17 protein-coding genes are annotated in these 16,907 nt (G+C 63.9%); 9 read left to right on the top strand and 8 right to left on the bottom strand.

The features are described from left to right. Positions 1 to 90 precede the first annotated feature (90 nt). From BN3266_RS08225 to BN3266_RS08185, 9 genes are all read left to right on the top strand, one after another. Positions 91 to 999, top strand: coding sequence for a transglutaminase-like domain-containing protein (locus BN3266_RS08225; protein WP_021661354.1), 909 nt, complete (start codon positions 91 to 93; stop codon positions 997 to 999). Between the two features lie 30 nt (positions 1,000 to 1,029). Then, positions 1,030 to 2,073 (top strand): type II secretion system F family protein, encoded by a 1,044-nt coding sequence (locus tag BN3266_RS08220; protein WP_059004788.1) that lies wholly within the window; start codon positions 1,030 to 1,032, stop codon positions 2,071 to 2,073. Positions 2,074 to 2,087: 14 nt separating this feature from the next. Continuing rightward, entirely contained in the window at positions 2,088 to 2,414 is a 327-nt protein-coding gene (locus BN3266_RS08215; RefSeq protein ID WP_059004787.1) for a hypothetical protein, read from the top strand. Between the two features lie 34 nt (positions 2,415 to 2,448). Then, positions 2,449 to 2,919 carry a DUF4860 domain-containing protein gene (locus BN3266_RS08210; protein WP_059004786.1) on the top strand — a complete coding sequence of 157 codons (471 nt, stop codon included), beginning with the start codon at positions 2,449 to 2,451 and terminating at the stop codon, positions 2,917 to 2,919. Then, on the top strand, positions 2,916 to 3,347 hold the full coding sequence (locus BN3266_RS08205; protein ID WP_059004785.1) for a hypothetical protein: 432 nt from the start codon (positions 2,916 to 2,918) through the stop codon (positions 3,345 to 3,347). Before BN3266_RS08210 ends, BN3266_RS08205 begins: the two co-directional genes overlap by 4 nt. Beyond that, positions 3,344 to 3,805, top strand: coding sequence for a hypothetical protein (locus BN3266_RS08200; protein ID WP_059004784.1), 462 nt, complete (start codon positions 3,344 to 3,346; stop codon positions 3,803 to 3,805). The genes BN3266_RS08205 and BN3266_RS08200 overlap by 4 nt, the downstream gene beginning before the upstream one ends. Before the next feature lie 40 nt (positions 3,806 to 3,845). After that, positions 3,846 to 4,913 (top strand): type IV pilus twitching motility protein PilT, encoded by a 1,068-nt coding sequence (locus tag BN3266_RS08195; RefSeq protein ID WP_021661360.1) that lies wholly within the window; start codon positions 3,846 to 3,848, stop codon positions 4,911 to 4,913. 25 nt (positions 4,914 to 4,938) lie between these two features. Beyond that, on the top strand, positions 4,939 to 6,147 hold the full coding sequence (locus BN3266_RS08190) for an AfsR/SARP family transcriptional regulator (RefSeq protein WP_059004783.1): 1,209 nt from the start codon (positions 4,939 to 4,941) through the stop codon (positions 6,145 to 6,147). 241 nt (positions 6,148 to 6,388) lie between these two features. Beyond that, positions 6,389 to 9,490 (top strand): InlB B-repeat-containing protein, encoded by a 3,102-nt coding sequence (locus BN3266_RS08185; RefSeq protein WP_059004782.1) that lies wholly within the window; start codon positions 6,389 to 6,391, stop codon positions 9,488 to 9,490. Positions 9,491 to 10,021: 531 nt separating this feature from the next. Here BN3266_RS08185 and BN3266_RS08180 read toward each other — a convergent pair. The 8 genes from BN3266_RS08180 to BN3266_RS08150 form a co-directional block, all read right to left on the bottom strand. Then, positions 10,022 to 10,846, bottom strand: coding sequence for an NYN domain-containing protein (locus BN3266_RS08180; protein WP_059004781.1), 825 nt, complete (start codon positions 10,844 to 10,846; stop codon positions 10,022 to 10,024). A gap of 956 nt (positions 10,847 to 11,802) precedes the next feature. Further along, entirely contained in the window at positions 11,803 to 12,078 is a 276-nt protein-coding gene (locus BN3266_RS08175) for a DUF3781 domain-containing protein (RefSeq protein ID WP_059004780.1), read from the bottom strand. Then, on the bottom strand, positions 12,075 to 12,497 hold the full coding sequence (locus tag BN3266_RS08170) for a pyridoxamine 5'-phosphate oxidase family protein (RefSeq protein ID WP_059004779.1): 423 nt from the start codon (positions 12,495 to 12,497) through the stop codon (positions 12,075 to 12,077). The genes BN3266_RS08175 and BN3266_RS08170 overlap by 4 nt, the downstream gene beginning before the upstream one ends. Positions 12,498 to 12,553: 56 nt before the next feature. Beyond that, complete coding sequence (locus BN3266_RS08165) at positions 12,554 to 12,967, bottom strand: DUF3788 domain-containing protein (protein WP_059004778.1); 414 nt, start codon at positions 12,965 to 12,967, stop codon at positions 12,554 to 12,556. A 1,129-nt stretch (positions 12,968 to 14,096) separates the two neighbouring features. Then, positions 14,097 to 14,807 carry an alpha/beta hydrolase gene (locus BN3266_RS08160; RefSeq protein WP_059004777.1) on the bottom strand — a complete coding sequence of 237 codons (711 nt, stop codon included), beginning with the start codon at positions 14,805 to 14,807 and terminating at the stop codon, positions 14,097 to 14,099. 463 nt (positions 14,808 to 15,270) lie between these two features. Then, positions 15,271 to 15,573, bottom strand: a complete 303-nt coding sequence (locus tag BN3266_RS08155; protein WP_059004776.1) for an HIRAN domain-containing protein — start codon at positions 15,571 to 15,573, stop codon at positions 15,271 to 15,273. Positions 15,574 to 15,589: 16 nt separating this feature from the next. Next, complete coding sequence (locus tag BN3266_RS14070; protein ID WP_195891613.1) at positions 15,590 to 15,730, bottom strand: hypothetical protein; 141 nt, start codon at positions 15,728 to 15,730, stop codon at positions 15,590 to 15,592. 164 nt (positions 15,731 to 15,894) lie between these two features. Then, positions 15,895 to 16,905 carry a helix-turn-helix transcriptional regulator gene (locus BN3266_RS08150; RefSeq protein ID WP_059004775.1) on the bottom strand — a complete coding sequence of 337 codons (1,011 nt, stop codon included), beginning with the start codon at positions 16,903 to 16,905 and terminating at the stop codon, positions 15,895 to 15,897. Positions 16,906 to 16,907 lie beyond the last annotated feature (2 nt).

Raw genomic sequence — 16,907 nt, 5'->3', positions numbered from 1 at the left:
TCTGTTTTACCCCCCAAAAAGGGCGTGGCATTGGCCGCACAACTGTGTTATACTGAATCTATATACGCCAGGAGGAGGTGGGGGGCCGCTTTGAAATACAGACGACTGTTTGCCGCCGCACTGGCCGCCCTCGCCCTCCTGAGCGGCTGCGCCAAGGACAGCCCCCAGCGGGAGGGTCACCCCGCCGGCAACTACCAGCGCCCCCCGGTGGCCGAGGCGGTCTTTGACGGCAGCGACGCGGTCTCGGGCGGGGGGGCCGACATCGACCTGACCAACCTGGGCGAGGGCTATGTGGCGGTGCGGGCCCAGCACAGCGCCCGCCTGAAATTTCAGGTGCTCAAGGGGGAGGAGACCTACAACTACGACCTGGCAAACGACGGCACCCCCTGCTTTTACCCCCTGCAGATGGGGGACGGCGAATACACCTTTCGGGTGATGCGAAACACCACCGGCGACCGGTATGCCCAGCTCCTCTCCACCGCCCGGCAGGTGCAGCTCACAAGCGAGTTCGCCCCCTTCCTCCGCCCCAGCATCCAGGTCAACTACACCCCCCGGTCCGCCTGCGTGGACAAGGCCGCCCAGCTGTCGGCGGAGGACACCAGCCAGATCGGGGTGGTCAACAGCATCTACGACTACATCGTAAAAAATATCCGCTACGACGTGGGGAAGGCGGAGACCGTCCCCAAGGGCTACACCCCCGACCCCGACGAGACCCTGAAAAGCGGCACCGGCATCTGCTACGACTACGCGGCCCTGGCGGCCGCCATGCTCCGCAGCCAGGGCATCCCCACCAAACTCGTCACCGGCTACGTGGCCCCGAACGACCTCTACCACGCCTGGAACTTGATCTATTTGGAGGAGTCGGGCTGGATCGCGGTGGAGTTTCAGGTGGAGGCCGGCAACTGGGTGCGCATCGACACCACCTTCGCCGCCGGCGGGGCGGACCTAAAGGATTTTGTGGGCGACGGCAAAAACTATGTCGACCGCTATGTGTACTGATATGGGCGCGAAAAAAAGAGGAGGCGGCAGATGAAACAGACGCTGTTGAACGACCTGGAGCTGAGCCTGTTTTGCGAAAATCTATCCATGATGCTGGGGGCCGGCATCCCGTCCAGCGAGGCGCTGGAGCTCTTTTGCGAGGACATGGAGCCCGGCCCCTTTCAGGAGGGGGTCCGGCGGGTCTTGGACTGCCTGGAAGAGACCCACTCCCTCCCCGGCGCCCTGCGGGCGGCGGGCTGTTTCCCCAGCTATTTGAGCGACATGGTCGAGGTGGGCGAGATCGCCGGGCGCACCGAGCAGGTGCTCAAACGGCTGGCCGTCTACTACGAGGGGCAGGACGCCCTGCAGAAAAAGCTGCGCAGCGCCGTGGTCTACCCCACGGTGATGCTGGTTTTGATGACCGCGGTGATGCTCTTTTTGGTCTTTGAGGTACTGCCGGTCTTTTCCGGCGTCTACGCCCAGCTGGCGGGGGACCTGACCGGCTCCTCCGTCGGGTACATGTCGGTGGCCAAGGGGGTCGCCTGGGCGGTGCTGGTCATCACCCTGGTGCTGGCGGTCCTCCTCTTGGTGGGGCTGCAGATGATGAAGCGCCCCCGGGGGCTGCAGCGGCTGGCCGCCCTGGCCCAGCGCCTCCCCCTGACCAAGGGGGTCGCCTACCAGGTGTCCCTGGCCCGCTTCACCTCGGCCCTGAGCACCTTTTTGGCCAGCGGGGTGGACACCGACCGGGCCATGGCCGTCTCCAGTGAGATGGTGGACCACCCCCTCCTGCGCGCCAAACTGGCCCGCTGCCGGGAGCGGATGGAGACCGGCGAGGGGTTGGCCCAGGCCATCTACGCCGAAAAGGTCTTCCCCTCCCTCTACGCCCGGATGCTCGTCAGCGGCTTTCAGAGCGGGAGCGGCGAGGAGTCGCTGGCCCGCCTCACCCGCCTCTTCGCAGAGGAGTCAGACCGCCAGATCGACGGCGCCCTCTCGACGGTCGAGCCGGGGCTGGCGGCCTTCCTCACCCTCTCGGTGGGGGTCATCCTCCTGGCGGTCATGCTGCCCCTCATCGGCATCATGGGCGCCATCGGCTAAAGGGGGGCTTTGCTGTGTACACCTCGTTTGCCCAGCGGCGGCGGGCCCGGCGGGTCCGGCTGCTCCTCCTCGCGCTGGCGGCGCTGCTGCTGACCGGCTGTCTCCTGCTGCTGCCCAGGGTGCAGGGGGATCTGAGCCGGCAGTCGGCCGCCTCGGCCGAGGCGGCGGTGCGCCGGGCGGTGGTGCAGTGCTACGCCGTCGAGGGGGCCTACCCCGCCGACTTGCAGTACCTGGAAGAGCGCTACGGGCTGCAGATCAACCACCGGCGCTACATTGTGGACTACAACATCCTCGCCCCCAATGTGGCGCCCCAGATCACCGTGCTGGAAAAAGAAAGCTGACGGCGAGAGCGGCCGAGGAAAGGGGGAATCAGGCGTGAAGAAAAAGCAGGCGGGGGGGCAGTTCGCCTCGGCGACGGCCGTCTTTTTCTCCTTTTTGCTGGCGATGCTGCTCCTGGTCATCCTGGGCTCTTCCAGCTACCGGGACACCGTGGCCGGGATGGAGGGGAACCAGGCCGCCCGGGCCGGGCGCGCCTATCTGCTGACCAAGCTGCGCGGCGGCGACCAGGCGGGGATGGCCGCCGTCGAGACCGGGGCGGCAGGGGACGTTCTGGTCCTCTCCGAGCGGGCGGGGGACGAGGTCTTTGAGACCCGCATCTACCTGGCAAACGGCAACCTGGTGGAGGAATACCTCCCCGCCGGGGAGGGGGGCGACCCCTCTCTGGCCCAGGTGGTCTGCCCCGCCGGGCAGTTCTCCGCCCGGCGGGAGGGGGACACCCTGCACCTGCAAATAGATGGAAGCGCCTTTTCCTACGCCCTGCGCAGCACAGAGGGGGGAGAACAATGAGCCGCCGCAACCGAAGCGCCGCCTTCTATGTGGAGACGGCCATCACCCTCTTCTTCCTCCTCTGCACCGCCGCGGTCATCGCCCAGCTCTTCTCCACCGCCCTGCAAAGCAGCCACCTGGCCGAGGAGATGACCCGGGCCGAGTTCGCCGCCGAGGAGGAGGCGGAGCGGCTGGCTGCCGCCCCCACCCTGGAGGATTGGGCGGCGGCCGTACAGGGCGCCGGGGCCCAACTGTCCCGAGACGGGGACCGCTACACCGCCCGCCTCCCCCTCGGGGGGGGCGACGGTTGGGTGCTGGTGGAGCTGCGGGCGGAGGAGACCGCCGGCGGCCGGCTGGCCCGGGCCCAGATCTCCGCCGGGCGGGGGGAGAAGGCCAGCTTCTCCCTGGAGACCGGCCGGTACTGGCAGGGAGAGGGGGGACAGCCGTGAGGCGGCAGACAGCGGGCCAACAGCCGGTCAAGACCGGGGCCCTGACCATCTTGCTGGTGGTGATGAGCATCTGCCTGGCGGCCCTGGCGGTGCTCTCCCTCACCACCGCCGCGGCCGACCGCAAGCTGGCCGAGCGCAGCGGCGAGACCACCCGCACCACCTATGCCCTGGAGCTGGCGGGCCAGCAGTGGCTGGCCCAGCTGGACGCCCTCCTCCTCGAGGCGGGAGACCAAAGCCCCGCCGACCTGCAGGCCCTGGCCGCCCAGCGGCTGGATGGGCAGCTGCGGTGGGAGGGCAAGACCCTGGTCGCCACCCTGGGCGACCAGGGGGAACGGCAGTTGCAGCTCACCGTCGAGCTGACCGGCGGCACGACCCGCTACCGGGTGCGCGGCTGGCAGGTGATCACCCCCTGGGAGGGGGGCGGTCCCCAGGGCGGGCTCTGGGACGGCCAGAGCTAGGGCCGTCAACACATCCATTCATCCGGGAGGTATCAGGCCAATGGACATCACAGCTATTTTGAAACAGGCGGTGGACTGCGGGGCGTCAGACATCTTCGTCATCGCCGGACTCCCCCTCTCCTACCGGCAAAACGGGCACATCGTCCGCACCGAGGGGGAGCGGCTGATGCCCGACCGGACGGCGGCGGTGGTCAAAGCCGTCTACGAGATCGCCGGGAAGGAGCAGTCCCCCCACTTCGCCCTGGAGGGGGACGACGACTTCTCCTTCTCCATTCAAAACCTGGGGCGCTTTCGGGTGAACATCTTTCGCCAGCGGGGCAGTCTGGCGGCGGTGATCCGGGTCATCCGCTTCGGCCTTCCCCAGCCGGAGGACCTGCACATCCCCCCGGTGGTGATGCAGATCGCCGAAAAGACCAAGGGGTTGGTGCTGGTCACCGGCCCCGCCGGCAGCGGCAAGTCCACCACCCTGGCCTGCATGGTGGACCACATCAATCAAAACCGCGAGGGCCACATCATCACCATGGAGGACCCCATCGAATACATCCACCGCCACCAGAAGTGCATCGTCACCCAGCGGGAGATCACCAGCGACGCCGGCAGCTATGTGCGGGCGCTGCGGGCGGCCCTGCGGGAGAGCCCGGACGTCATCTTGCTGGGGGAGATGCGCGACTACGAGACCATCGAGGTGGCCATGACCGCCGCCGAGACCGGGCAGCTGCTCTTCTCCACCCTGCACACCACCGGGGCGGCCAACACCATCGACCGCATCATCGACGTCTTCCCCGCCAACGCCCAGCAGCAGGTGCGGGTGCAGCTGTCCATGGTGCTGCAGGCGGTCATCTGCCAGCAGCTTGTCCCCACCCTGGACGGGGCGCTGGTCCCCGCCTTTGAGATCATGCTGGTCAACCCCGCCATCAAAAACATGATCCGGGAGCAGAAGAGCCACCAAATCGACTCGGCCATCTTCGCCGGGGCCGACCAGGGGATGCGCACCATGGACCAAAGCCTGCTGGAACTCTGGAAACAGGGGGCCATCTCGGCCGAGACCGCCGCCATGTACTGCCTCAATTTGGAAACCATGCAGAAAAAGTTGCAGGCCGGCCGCTAGGCCCGCGGGAGAAAGGAGCATTGCCGTGAACACACTGACTGTCCGCCTCTTTGGGGGGCTGCGCGCCGTGCAGGGCGACCGGGTCCTGTTGGAGAGCAAGGGCCGGCTGGGCCGCCCGGCGGAGGCCTTTGCCTACCTGCTGCTGCACCGGCAGGAGGCGGTGACCAACGAGCAGCTCATCGAGGCCCTCTGGGAGGACGAGGACCTGGAAAATCCCGCCGGCGCCCTGAAAAACGCCATCTACAACCTGCGCAAACAGCTGCGGGACGCGGGGCTGGAAGGGGATTGTATCCGCAGCTCCAAAAACCGCTACCAGCTGACCCCCGACTTCCCGGTAGAGCTGGACACCGAGGAGGCCGAGGAGTGCTACCGCACCATCACCCGCCCCGGCGTGTCCGACGGCGAACTCCTCCGGGCGGGAAAGGCCCTCTTCTCCCTCTACTCGGGGGACCTGCTGCAAAACCTCCCCACCCAGCGGTGGATCGTGCAGTACAACGTCTACTACCGCCGCCTCTACCTGGACGCGGTGGACAGGGTCTGCGCCCAACTGCTCAAAGACCCCTCGAGCGAGCACTGCGAGGAGGTGCTGGCCATCTGCCGCAAGGCAAACCTCATCGAGCCCCTGCGGGAGCCCATCTACCTCTATATGTTCACCGCCATGCAGCAGTTGGGGATGAAGAAGGCCATCCTCAACTACTACCCCATCACCGCCAACCTCTTTTACGACGAGCTGGGGGAGCGGCTGTGCGCCGAGATCCGCCAGATCTACTTCTGGGCCAGCGAAGGCACCAACCTCATCGAGCAGGACCTGCAGCAGATCCAGGAGGACCTGGCCGAAATCACCAAGGACCAGCGGCCCATCCGCGGCGCCTATTTCTGCCCGTATGAGATGTTCAAGCACATCTACCACATGGTGGCCCGCAGCGCCGAGCGGGCGGGCAACAACGTGGTGCTCCTCCTCCTGACCCTCACCAAGCCCAGCGGCGGGGTGCTGCCCAAAGACCTCAACGTCACTGCCATGCTCAAACTCAAGAGCGCCATCTCCCGCGCCCTGCGCAAGGGGGACGTCTTCTCCCGCTACTCCAAAAGCCAGTATATCCTCATGCTCTCGGTGCGCCAGTTCTCCGACGTGGAGATCATCACCGAGCGGCTGCAGAAATGTTTTGCCGCCGAGCAGCCCCCCAAAGGGGTGCGGCTGCAGCCCAAGGCCAGAGAGCTCTCCCCTATCGTCTGAACAGGTCCTCCCTCCGCCCCGGACGCCGCTGTCCGGGGCTCTTTTTGCCTCCTTTTCGCCAGGGCGAGGGCGCGCCCTCCCCGCCCCCTGCCGGCAGCCGTTAAAAAACTTCTTGCCTTTTTTGTAAAAATTTCGGTTTCGTGACCGGTTCTGTGACCGCTCGCCGATAGAATGGGGATAGAAACAGAGATCGCGTGCCTTTCGTGACGCTTGAAACACTGCAATAGAGGAGGAAATCAACATGAAAAAACGAGTGCTGGCCTGCCTGACCGCCCTTGTTTTGGCACTGGGCTGCTTCCCCGCCACCGCCTTTGCCAACAAGCCGGAATCCGGCATCGGCTCTTCTTCGGTCACCGAGCAAAATTCCAAATATGACACCGAAGTCAAGTTCGACCACAAGACCTACTCCATCACCGCCCCCCACAACATCGAAACCGTCACCTACAAGCTGACTGCCTCCCTGGCCGCCAGTCCCGCCAACCTCTCCCTCAAAAATGGGGAGAGCGGGGACGTCGCCTTCGCCCCCTCGCTGGAAAACACCGTCGCCAAGACGGTGAGCGACAAGGGCTTCCAGCTCGGCTTCAAGCTGGTGCGCGGCTCCTACACCGACACCTACTACGACATCCAGCGCATCGAGTACACCTTTACCCCGAAGGGACAGGGCGAGACGGTGCACACCACCATCCACTACCCCCTCGACGGCAACCACAAGCTGGAGGGAGTCGGCAACGGCTACTGGGTCGAGCAGCAGTTCATCCTCGGCGCCGGCGGCGGCAACCGGGTCGATTTGAAATCCGGAACCAGCTACAAGGTCTCCGTCAAAGTCTATACCAGGGACCGCAACAACATCGAGCACACCCTCATTGCCTGCCCCGAGGTCGACAACTTCGGCAGCGTCACCATCCCTGAGGCCTACACCGCCGAGATCGGCAAGACCGACCTGAGCGGCAGCTACCTGACCTTTGCCGGCAACGAGAACTTCGGCGTCTCCCCCAAAGGGAGCGAAAACACCTACACCGTCACCAAACTGCAAAACAACAACGCCTCGGCGATCCTCACCGCCCAGCTGCACCTGAAAGACGGCACCGCTGTCGCCAGCGCCGACGTGGCCGTTGGCGGCCCCCGCCTCAACACCGTCACCTTCCAGGTGAACGAGAGCGCCGGCTCCATCTCCGGCGGCAAACCGGTGCAGTCGGTCTACGGCAATGCCAACGTCAAGGTCCCCACCGTCAATGCCAAATCCGGCTACGTCTTCATCGGCTGGGCCGCTGAGGGCAGCGACAAGATCGCCATCGGCCCCAACCAGAAAAATGTCAAAGCTCCCCTCGCCGGCGACATCACCTACGTGGCCCAGTTCTCCCGGCAGACCAACGTGGTCACCATCTTCTACGAAAACAGCGCCACCGGTGCCCCTCTCGGCCAGGTGAGCGAACTGGTGGGCGACAGCGAGCAGCCCCTGACGCTGATCGACGAACAGCACGACAAGATTCCCGTCGGCAGCGAGTACACCCTCCCCGCCGCCAAGACCCTGGTGGGCTACACCTTTGAGGGCATCTACGACAACTACGGCAACAAGGTGACCACCGATGCGGTGGAGGTCAAAGGGATGGCCCACGACAACGCCTACTTTGTCCGCTACACCCCGGTCAACTACACCGTCACCCTGCACTTTGACAGCGCCGCCGGTTCGGTGGAGAGCGAGTCGATTTCGGTTCCCCTCTACGCCAAGCTGGACGCCCCCGCTTTCAACGCCAACGACGGCTACGTCTTCCACGGCTGGAAGCTGCCCGACGGCAGTGCCTACGACCCCTCGGTCCGCATCACCTCCGACCTGGAACTGACCGCCGACATCACCCACCTTTCTTACACCGTCACCTTCCTGCCCGGCGAGCACGGTTCCCTGGAAGGGGAGACCAACCAGCAAGTCTACCACGGCGAGGCCGCAGTGGCCCCCACCCCTGTCCCCAATGAGGGCTGGGCGTTTGCCGGCTGGAGCGCCGATTTCTCGAAGATTACCGGCGAGCTGACCGTGACCGCCCTCTGGGAGGAAAAGACCTTTACCGTCACCTCTCAGTTCAGAGACACCGACGGCAACCCCCTGGAAAATGTCTCGGCTCTGCAGGGCGACGAGGAGGCCCCTGTCACCCTGGAAGACAGCTCCCTGCCCGTGCAGGAGGGCACCGTCCTCCACGGCATGACCGACCGCCAGCTGTTCCCCACCCTCATCGGCTATGAGGCGGTGGGCGTCTACGACAAGGACGGCAATCTGCTGACCACCGATCCCAAAGTCACCGGCGACAACACCTACACCCTGGTCTACCAGGCCAAGGAGAACACCGTGACCTTTGCTCTGCCCGCTGCCGCCGGCAGCCTGGAGAGCAGCACCGCCAGCGTCCCCAACTACGGCAAGCTGGCCGACCTGCCCGACCCCACCATGAACGACGGCTACACCTTCCAGGGCTGGGCCGACAAAGACGGCAACCTCTACGACATCGACACCCGTCTCACCTCCGACATCGAGCTGACCGCCCTCTACAACCGGGCCTCCTACACCGTCACCTTCCTACCCGGCGAGCACGGCACCGTCTCTGGCGACGCCCGGCAGACCATCTGGCACGGCGAAGCCGCCGTGGCCCCTCAGGCCACCCCTGATGAGGGCTGGGAATTTGCCGGCTGGGATACCGACTTTTCGAAGGTCACCGGCGAACTGACCGTCACCGCCCTCTGGCGGGAGGTCGAGCCCGAAGGGCCCGTGAACCCCACCCCGCCGGATGAGGAGGAGCCCCCTGTGGGCCCGGTCGACCCCATCATTCCGACCGACCCCGCTATCCCGACTGATCCCACTGCCCCGGTCAACCCGACCAACCCCGTCACCCCGGCTGTCACCCCCGGCGGCAATACTCCCGCTGACAACACGCCGGCCAACAACACGCCGGCCAACAACACCCCGGCTGACCAGGTGACCATCCCCGACAACGAGACCCCCGAGGCACAGACCCCGGTCGACGGCCCCACCGAGGAGATCCTCGACAATGAGACCCCGCAGGCCCAAGCCCCCGGTGCTGACCGCATGACCCTGCTCGACTTGATCGGCGCCGCTGTCGCCCTGATCCTCGCCATCGCCGGCGCTTTGAGCAAAAAGCGCACCCTCGGCAAAAAGGGTATCCTGGCCGGTATCGCCACCCTGCTGGTTGTCCTCTTCTTCGTGACCCAGCCCATGGTCTGGCGCTTCCGCATCGCCGACATCTGGACCATCTTCTTCGCCGTCGGCATCGCCGCTCAGGCCTTCACCCTCCTCTTCAAGAAAGACGAAGAGGAAGAAGAGGCCCAGGAGAACCGCTAATCGGTTCAGGCGGCCCCACATTCTCGGCAGTCTTATCCCAAACCGGATAAGGTGATAAAAGCCCCTGCCGCCCTCCTTTCTAGGAGGGCGGCAGGGGCTTTCTGTTGGGCGGTGGGATTTTTCTGCAGGGCGAGGAAGACGAGGCTCTTTCCAAAAAGAGGGCTTTCATCGGAAGCCTCTTGTTCCTATCTACCTTTTGCCCCCGCCCCGGCCTGCTCGATTTGCAGGTTGCAGGGCCCTCTCATCACTTCACCTCCTCGTGGGCATAGAAAAAACCACCTGCCAAAACAGGTGGTCATGTCACTATTCAAATGGGCGCAGGTCTTTCCCTTTCGCAAATTGAGGGCGCGAAAACTGCCGAAGCAACGGCTATTCAGCCTTCCATCCGGGCATATTTCACAATTTCAATTCAGTATATGTCCCTACTTAGCAAGCCTGTAACGCTGGCAGAGAATTTCCCCAGCGGCGCACTGCCTCCTGCAATTGAGTCAAGATCGACCTCTCCAACCCGTTTTAAAGGGGGAAGCAGGCCTACCGTCCGCCCCTGCCGCCGGTCTTTTTCTGCTCCAGAAGGCGCACATAGACCACCTTGCTGTTTCCGTCGGCCGAGCGGATGCCCTTGATGTCCAGCATCCCCAGGGACTTGAGAAAGGGGGTCAGCTTCTTAAAGCCGAAATTGCGGACGTCAAAATCGGGGTAGCGCTTGGTGAGCACACTCCCCAGCTCGCCGGTAAAGGCCCAGCCGTCCTCGTCGGAAATCTCCTCCACAATGTTGCGGATGGCCTTGCGGATGGTCTTTTGCGAGGTCATCTGCTGGGAGCCGCCGGTGGCGGGGGCGCATTTGGCGGTCTCGGGGGTCTCGGTCTCCGCTTCCAGCTGTTCCGTCTCCTCACTCTCGGCGGCTTGGGCGGCGGTCTCCGCCAGGATCTCCAGGTAGCGGAACTTGTTGCAGGCGCTGATGAAAGGCTGGGGGGTCTTTTTCTCCCCCATCCCCACCACGTACATCCCCGACTCCCTCAACCGGGCGGCCAGCCGGGTGAAGTCGCTGTCGCTGGAGACGATGTAGAACCCCTCCACATTCCCCGAGTAGAGGATGTCCATGGCGTCGATGATCATGGCCGAGTCGGTGGCGTTTTTGCCGGTGGTGTAGCCGTACTGCTGGATGGGGAGGATCGAGTTGTCCAGCAGCAGGCTCTTCCAGGACTGGAGAAGCGGGCTCGACCAGTCCCCGTAGATGCGCTTGTAGGTGGCGATCCCGTCGCTGGAGACCTCGTCGAGGATGCACTTGATGTATTTGCCCGACACATTGTCGGCGTCTATCAGGACGGCAAAGCGCCGGTCCATGCTGTTTTCCATATGATTCCTTCCTTTTTCCTTGATACTTTCCAGTATACACCATCCTCGGCGCCAGATGCAATCGAAAAAGGCCGGTCGGGGGAAAGAGGGACAGGGGAATTGCGATCCGACACGCAAAAATGGCCGCCGGAGGGGTCCCGGCGGCCAAATGCGGGACAAAAGGGGCAAAAGCCTCCCTGTCCCTCCTCCTTTTGCAGGAGATACCCCAAGCGCCGCGGCGCTTTGCTAGAACCTCCGCGAGAATCTGTCCCCGGCACTTCAGGCTGTGTCCGCCCGGCAAGACATCTTCAAAGCACCGCTTTTCCGTCCGCAAACGATGCCTTCGCCCGCTGCCAAAGGCCACAGCCTTCCGGCTTGGTCGGGTCGGAGGGTTCCACAGCTTTCCTTTAAGCAAACGCCCCTGCCGCGCACGACGCACCCCACCCGGCGAATAAAAACGGCGGCGCTTTGTCTGCGCCTTCTCGGGTTGACAGCGCGGTGAAACCGGCAGCGGCTCACAGATTACTTGCAGCACTGGTCCTCCCCCAGAGGGCCTGCGCCTTTTCGGCGGGACGGGGAAGTCCTCTACTCCCCTATTCGGTAGGCTCCTCTCTCTTTTACAAAACAACCTCTCAGAGCAATGTCTTCGCGCTGGGCTCCATTGTCATCCCGCCTAGCCACCTTCCCAAAGTGGCTGCCCTTCTCCGTCTGCGCGAGCCTAAAATCCGGGCTCTCCGCCCGGCCACATCAGTTTTCGTGGGCCTCGTTCGATGCCAGACTCAAAAGCCCCTTAGTACGGCAGCGGCTGAAAATCCGCGGGTGCTCCGCCCCCTCGCCGCCGTGGGCCGGCAGCCAGACAATCGGAGTTGTTCTCCGCTAAAGGCAGCCCCACTGGCAGACCTCTCCGAGCTCCGGCCCTGCCTACCCAAAGCGCACTGGGCGCAGCGACGTCCAGGTCCTCCCGTCGCGGGGCACACCTACTCCCCTTTTCGCCCCCCTGTCTGCCGATGGGCGGTAATAATGGTGTAGCTGTGCGCATTTATCGTTATGGTGCAGCCGTCTATCCGCACATACCAGTTCTTGCCGGTCCTGATGATGGCGGTGCCGGAGGAGACTATCTTCTCCCGGCACCACTCCACCACATCATCCGTGTCCAGGGCGAGGTTCCTTTTGACCCGCGCAGCGCCCCCCGGCGTCGTGTGCAACCTCTCCAGGTGGGAGAGCAGCCCCTCCGCCTTCTCCGCCCCACTCAAGCGATTTCAAAGCTCTGCGAGTGAAAGTCTGTGTAGTAGCGGCCGCCGGTCGCCACAAACTTCAAAACACAGTAGTCCGGGTCGGTCACCCCCTTAGGGTAGTAGAGGGTGTCGCCCTCCCGCCAAATCATCTCCTTGCTGGCGGGGTCCTCCAACACCTCCACGCGGCCGACCAGCAGGGCCCCTCGAAAAAGGCGGCTGTCGCAAAAGTAGATGCTGGCCTTGGGGTCCTTTCTGTACTGGGCCACCCGCATGGAGGAGGTGTTGGTGGTAAAGTAAAACTCCTGGATACCCACCCGCTTGCGGGGCGGGAGCATCGCCTTCATGTGGGGGAATCCGTCCTCCGAGACGGAGGCGATAAAGGAAACCCCTTGCCGGTCAATCAATTCTCCAATCGCTGTCTCAACATCGCGCAACATCTGTCTGTCCTCCCTCTATCCGGTTTGGCAGGCGTTTTGCCGGCCACCTGAAAACTCTATTTTCTGTTGGGCCTTCTCTTGATGGCGAGCAACCGGACAAAATCGTCAACCATCGAGAGGTCGGCCGGCTCAAACATCACCCATTTCCCATCGCGGTAGGTCTTTGCCCCGTCGTAAATCGCCTGAACCCGCTGTGAGTACTGCCCCCGCTCCGCCTCAAACGCCGCTTGCTCCGCCTTCCCGAAAATCACCATAAAGCCGATCTTCTTCTCCCTTGCGTACAGCGCGCAGAGTGTCTTGCCGCCTCTGCGGTACTTGTACTCATAGGTCCACGCCTTGCCGCCGCCGTTCCAGAGGCGGTCCATCTCATATCTCTCGTCGATGGTGGCGCACAGCGCGACCCAAACATCAAACAGGGGCCGACCGACCAAGGCGGTCATCTCCTCTGCACTCGGCACTCTCTCAAGCACGATATCACACTCCTCACAATCGTTTCATTCCTCTCTTTGCCCCTGACGCCCCAGACAGCAGGTAACCAAGCGCCCTCTCCCTTTACCGCTGCCAGGTAGGTGGCGCTCATCTGCTGCTGGGACTCGGCGGCAATGGTGTCGAAGACAATGCTGGATTTGCCGGAGCTGGACACGCCGGTAAACACCGTAATCTTCTCCTTGGGAATTTGAAAGGTGACGTGTTTCAGGTTGTTTGGGTCAGTCCGTGCACAGTGATGTCGCCCATCTGTCGATCCCCCGCTCTCTCATCCGTCTGTCGCAGCGCCCATCTTTGCAGAGCGTCGCCGACTTTCAGTATAGCAGGTAAATTTGACCCCTTCATGACATATTTTGCGCAGTTTTGTACGGTCCCACCGGTCGCCGGACGGGCCGGGTGCAGGGTACCTTTTTCCGCGCGGCACCCTATTTTTTAAAACACCTTGCCACCAAGCAGAGAGGGCCAGCTTTTGGACGGCGGCGAGGGCATAGACTCGGACGGCAGGAGCACGATCTCGAGCGATGGAGAAATGGCCTCAGACAGTGGGAAGCATGGCTTCAGACAGGAGAAACACGGTTTCCGCCAGGGGCATGGCCTCAGTCAGTGAGAGAGGTATGGCCTCAGGCAGAGGGCTCACGGCCCCAGGCAAGAGGAGACGCATCCTCGGGCGGTGGAAAACAGCTTCTCCCCTGCGGCGCCGGGGACGGTCTCTGCAAAATGAGGCGGCTCGCCCTTGCCCTCCCCCCAAAGGTTGCATTGTCCCTTTGCTCACAGCGAACAGCCTGACAAAACCGCATTCACAGTGTTTTGGCGCGCCGGGAGGGCTGCCGTCTCCGCTTGCCACAGTGCTAGGGATAATCGCTTAAAATCCCGGCATGCATCGACCCAGCAGTGAAAAAGGAATGGATACAAAGGGAACGGCTTGAGACTCTATCGGTGCAGAATCCCCCCTTCTATAAAGAGGCCAGCGGGTGCGATACCTCCAATTTTTCCCATTAAAGGCAATGTCCGGGCAGAGGCGCAGCAAGCGGGGCGGCGCTTTCGCCGCCCCGCCCAAGATGCCAAGCCGGTTCGGGCTGTCGAAATCACAACCGCCGGTCCCCCATTCGCCCCCTAAAGGCGGCCCGCCAGCCAGCGCAGTGCCCGCTCGTGGCGGGCGGCGATCCCGGTGATGTGGCCGCCCGGATTCCACTCCAACACGCACCGGTCGGGGTTGTCCAGCCGCCCTTGCAACTGTTTACAGAGGGCGCGGGTACAGCCCCCCACCGGGGCCAACCGCGCCATTCGGGTGTGCTCCTCCCCCTCCCCTAAAGAGAGGTAGAAGAGGTCCTGTCCCCGCTGCGGCAACTTCTCCTCGGCGTACTCCCGCCAGCCGTCGTACCAGAGGGAACCCGAAAGGCTGGCAAAGGCCGCGAAGGGGGCGTTCGGCTGGGCCGCCGCCCAGAGGGCGAAAAGCCCCCCCAGCGAGTATCCCAGCAGGGCCGAACGGCCGCTGTCGGCCCCCAGGGCGGCCTCCGCCGCCTCCTTGGCCCGGCAGAGGCGGGGCAGGTATCCCGCCGCGCCGCCGCCAAAAGGCCTGTCCCTCTTTTTCAGGTTGGGGGCGGGCCAGGGGGTGTAGTCGTCGTCCCGGTTCCCAGTGCTGTGCAGCACCAGGGCCAGGGGCGGCAGGGCGTCTCCTTCCCTCTCCAGTCCGGCCAGCAGTTCGGGCAGCATCCCCTCCACCATCTCGCCGTCCAGCAGATGAACAGCGGGCATCCCCCGCTCCCAGCGCGCGGGCAGATAGCAGCGGGTCCCCTCCGGGCCTGCATGCAGCGTTCCCTTCACAGAACATCCTCCTCCCTTCCGGCGCGCCAGAGTACGCCGATTTTTCTCCAGTATACCCCTGCGGGGAGAAGGGTGCAACTCCCCTACTGCTCGGGGCAGACCCGGCAAATGACTCGGCCCCCCGCCGCGAAAAGGACCCACACCTGAAACACATCGGGCACCTGGTCGTAAAGGCAGCCGGCACTCATACACCCGCTACAGGTCGTCCTCCCGGCACACCAGACCGCGCCAAATTTCCTACAGTGTCCCTGCGGGGAGAAGGGCGCAACTCCCCTACTGCTCGGGGCAGACCCGGCAGATGACTCGGCCACCCGCCGCGAAGAGGACCCGCACCCGGAACACATCGGGTACCTGGTCGTAAAGGCAGGCGGCACTCATACACCCGCTACGGGTCGTCCTCCCGGCACACCAGACCGCGCCAAATTCCCTAAAGTGCCCCTGCAGGGAGGAGGGCGCAACTCCCTCACTGCTCGGGGCAGACCCGACAGATGACCTGGCTGCCCGCCATGAAGAGGACCCGCACTCGGAACACATCGGGCACCTGGTCGTAAAGACGGCCGGCGCTCATGGTCCCCTTGGCTACCGTGTAGGGGCTATTCGCCAGGTATCCCGCCTGACAGCCGGGGGACACCCCCACCCAGACGGCCTCAGCATCGTGCGGGTTCAGGGGCTCTTTTTTGCAGACAAGCGTCTGTCCAGGGGAAAACACCTCCGTCCCCAGATAGTGCTTTCCCCCCACGACGGTCACAAAGCGCTTTTTCTTCATCTGTGGTCCCTCCTTTTTATGCGGCCCGGTCAGACAGCAGCCAGCCGTCCCGCAAGTCCCGCAGGGCCTCCTGCTCGGTGTCGGCGGAAAACTGAAACCTCCCGCCCCTGTCGTACACTTCCACATGGCCGTTCACATAGCGAATCTCGCAATCCATCTTCCGTCCTCCTCACAGGTCGTCGGTTTTTGTTCTCTCTGGTACCAGTATACAAAACCCACTGTCCTATAAAACGGACTGTTTTCTTTTGTCCTCCCTGCTGGGCGAAATCTTTTCTGGAATGTGGCAAAAAAAAGGAGACAGCCGCAAGCTGTCTCCCCTCTCTATTGTTCCCCTTCCCCCTCCCCGTAGGGGACCAAGGTCTCTCTGGCGTAGCGCAGGTAGGCGTTTACCGCCTCCGGCGGCTCGAGGATGCGCGCCCCGGCCCCCAGGCCGAAGAGCCAGGACCAAAATGGGGGGCTGACCCGCACCTTGACCCGCACCGCAAACCCCTCTCCCACGGGGCGCAGGGGCGTCTCGGGGCCAAAGCGGTCGGCCACCACCCCCGCCAGGGTGGGGGCAAACCAGAGCAGCAGGGTCTCCTCCTCCCCGCCGAACATCCCAAATACCCCCTTGGAGTAGGCCCCCATGTCGAAATTGGCAAAGGCGTCCGCCCCCTCCCGGGGCATCTCCGGCAGCGGGCGGATGTGGGCCATCTTGTCCACCCGGTAGTGGCGGATGGCCTCCGTCCGGCTGTCAAAGGCGATGAGGTAGTAGTTTTCGTCGTCCCAGGTGAGGGCCCAGGGGCTGACCCGGTAGGCCTGTCCGTCCCGGCGGGCCCGGCGGACAAACCGCCTCCCACCGGGGGCCAGGGCCCACTCCTCGTAGACAAAGGCGACCTGCACCCCCTGGGAGATGGCCCCATGCAGGGCGTCCACACTAAAGTAGACCGCCTCGTTCTCGGTCTTGACCCGGCCGGCCACATAGACCTGCCGCTGCAGCTGGCGGGCCTGGTGGGCGCTGCAGAGCCCCTCCACCTTGCCGATGAGCTGGTCGGATTTGCGCCGGGTGATGAACTTGCAGGCCTGCACCGCGTCCACCAGCAACTTTAGTTCAGGTAACTGAAAGGGGCGCTCGGCCACAAAGTAGCGCCGCCCCTCCCGCATCACGTCCAGCCCGTAAAGGCGCAGGGTCTCGATGTCGTCGTAGAGGCTTTTGCGCTCGGCAGCCAGCCCCCGCCCCTCCAACTCGCCCTGCAGCTGGGCCAGGGTGAGGCCGTGCTCCTCGTCGGTCTGGCGCAGAAGGATCTCCCGCAGGGCCAGCAGCCGCCCCTTCTGTCCCCCGCTCTTGGCCACAG

Source organism: Bittarella massiliensis (ex Durand et al. 2017) (genome assembly GCF_001486165.1).
GTDB lineage: Bacteria > Bacillota > Clostridia > Oscillospirales > Ruminococcaceae > Bittarella > Bittarella massiliensis.
Note: the sequence above shows the minus strand (reverse complement) of the source record. Positions and strands in the feature narration are given on the sequence as shown.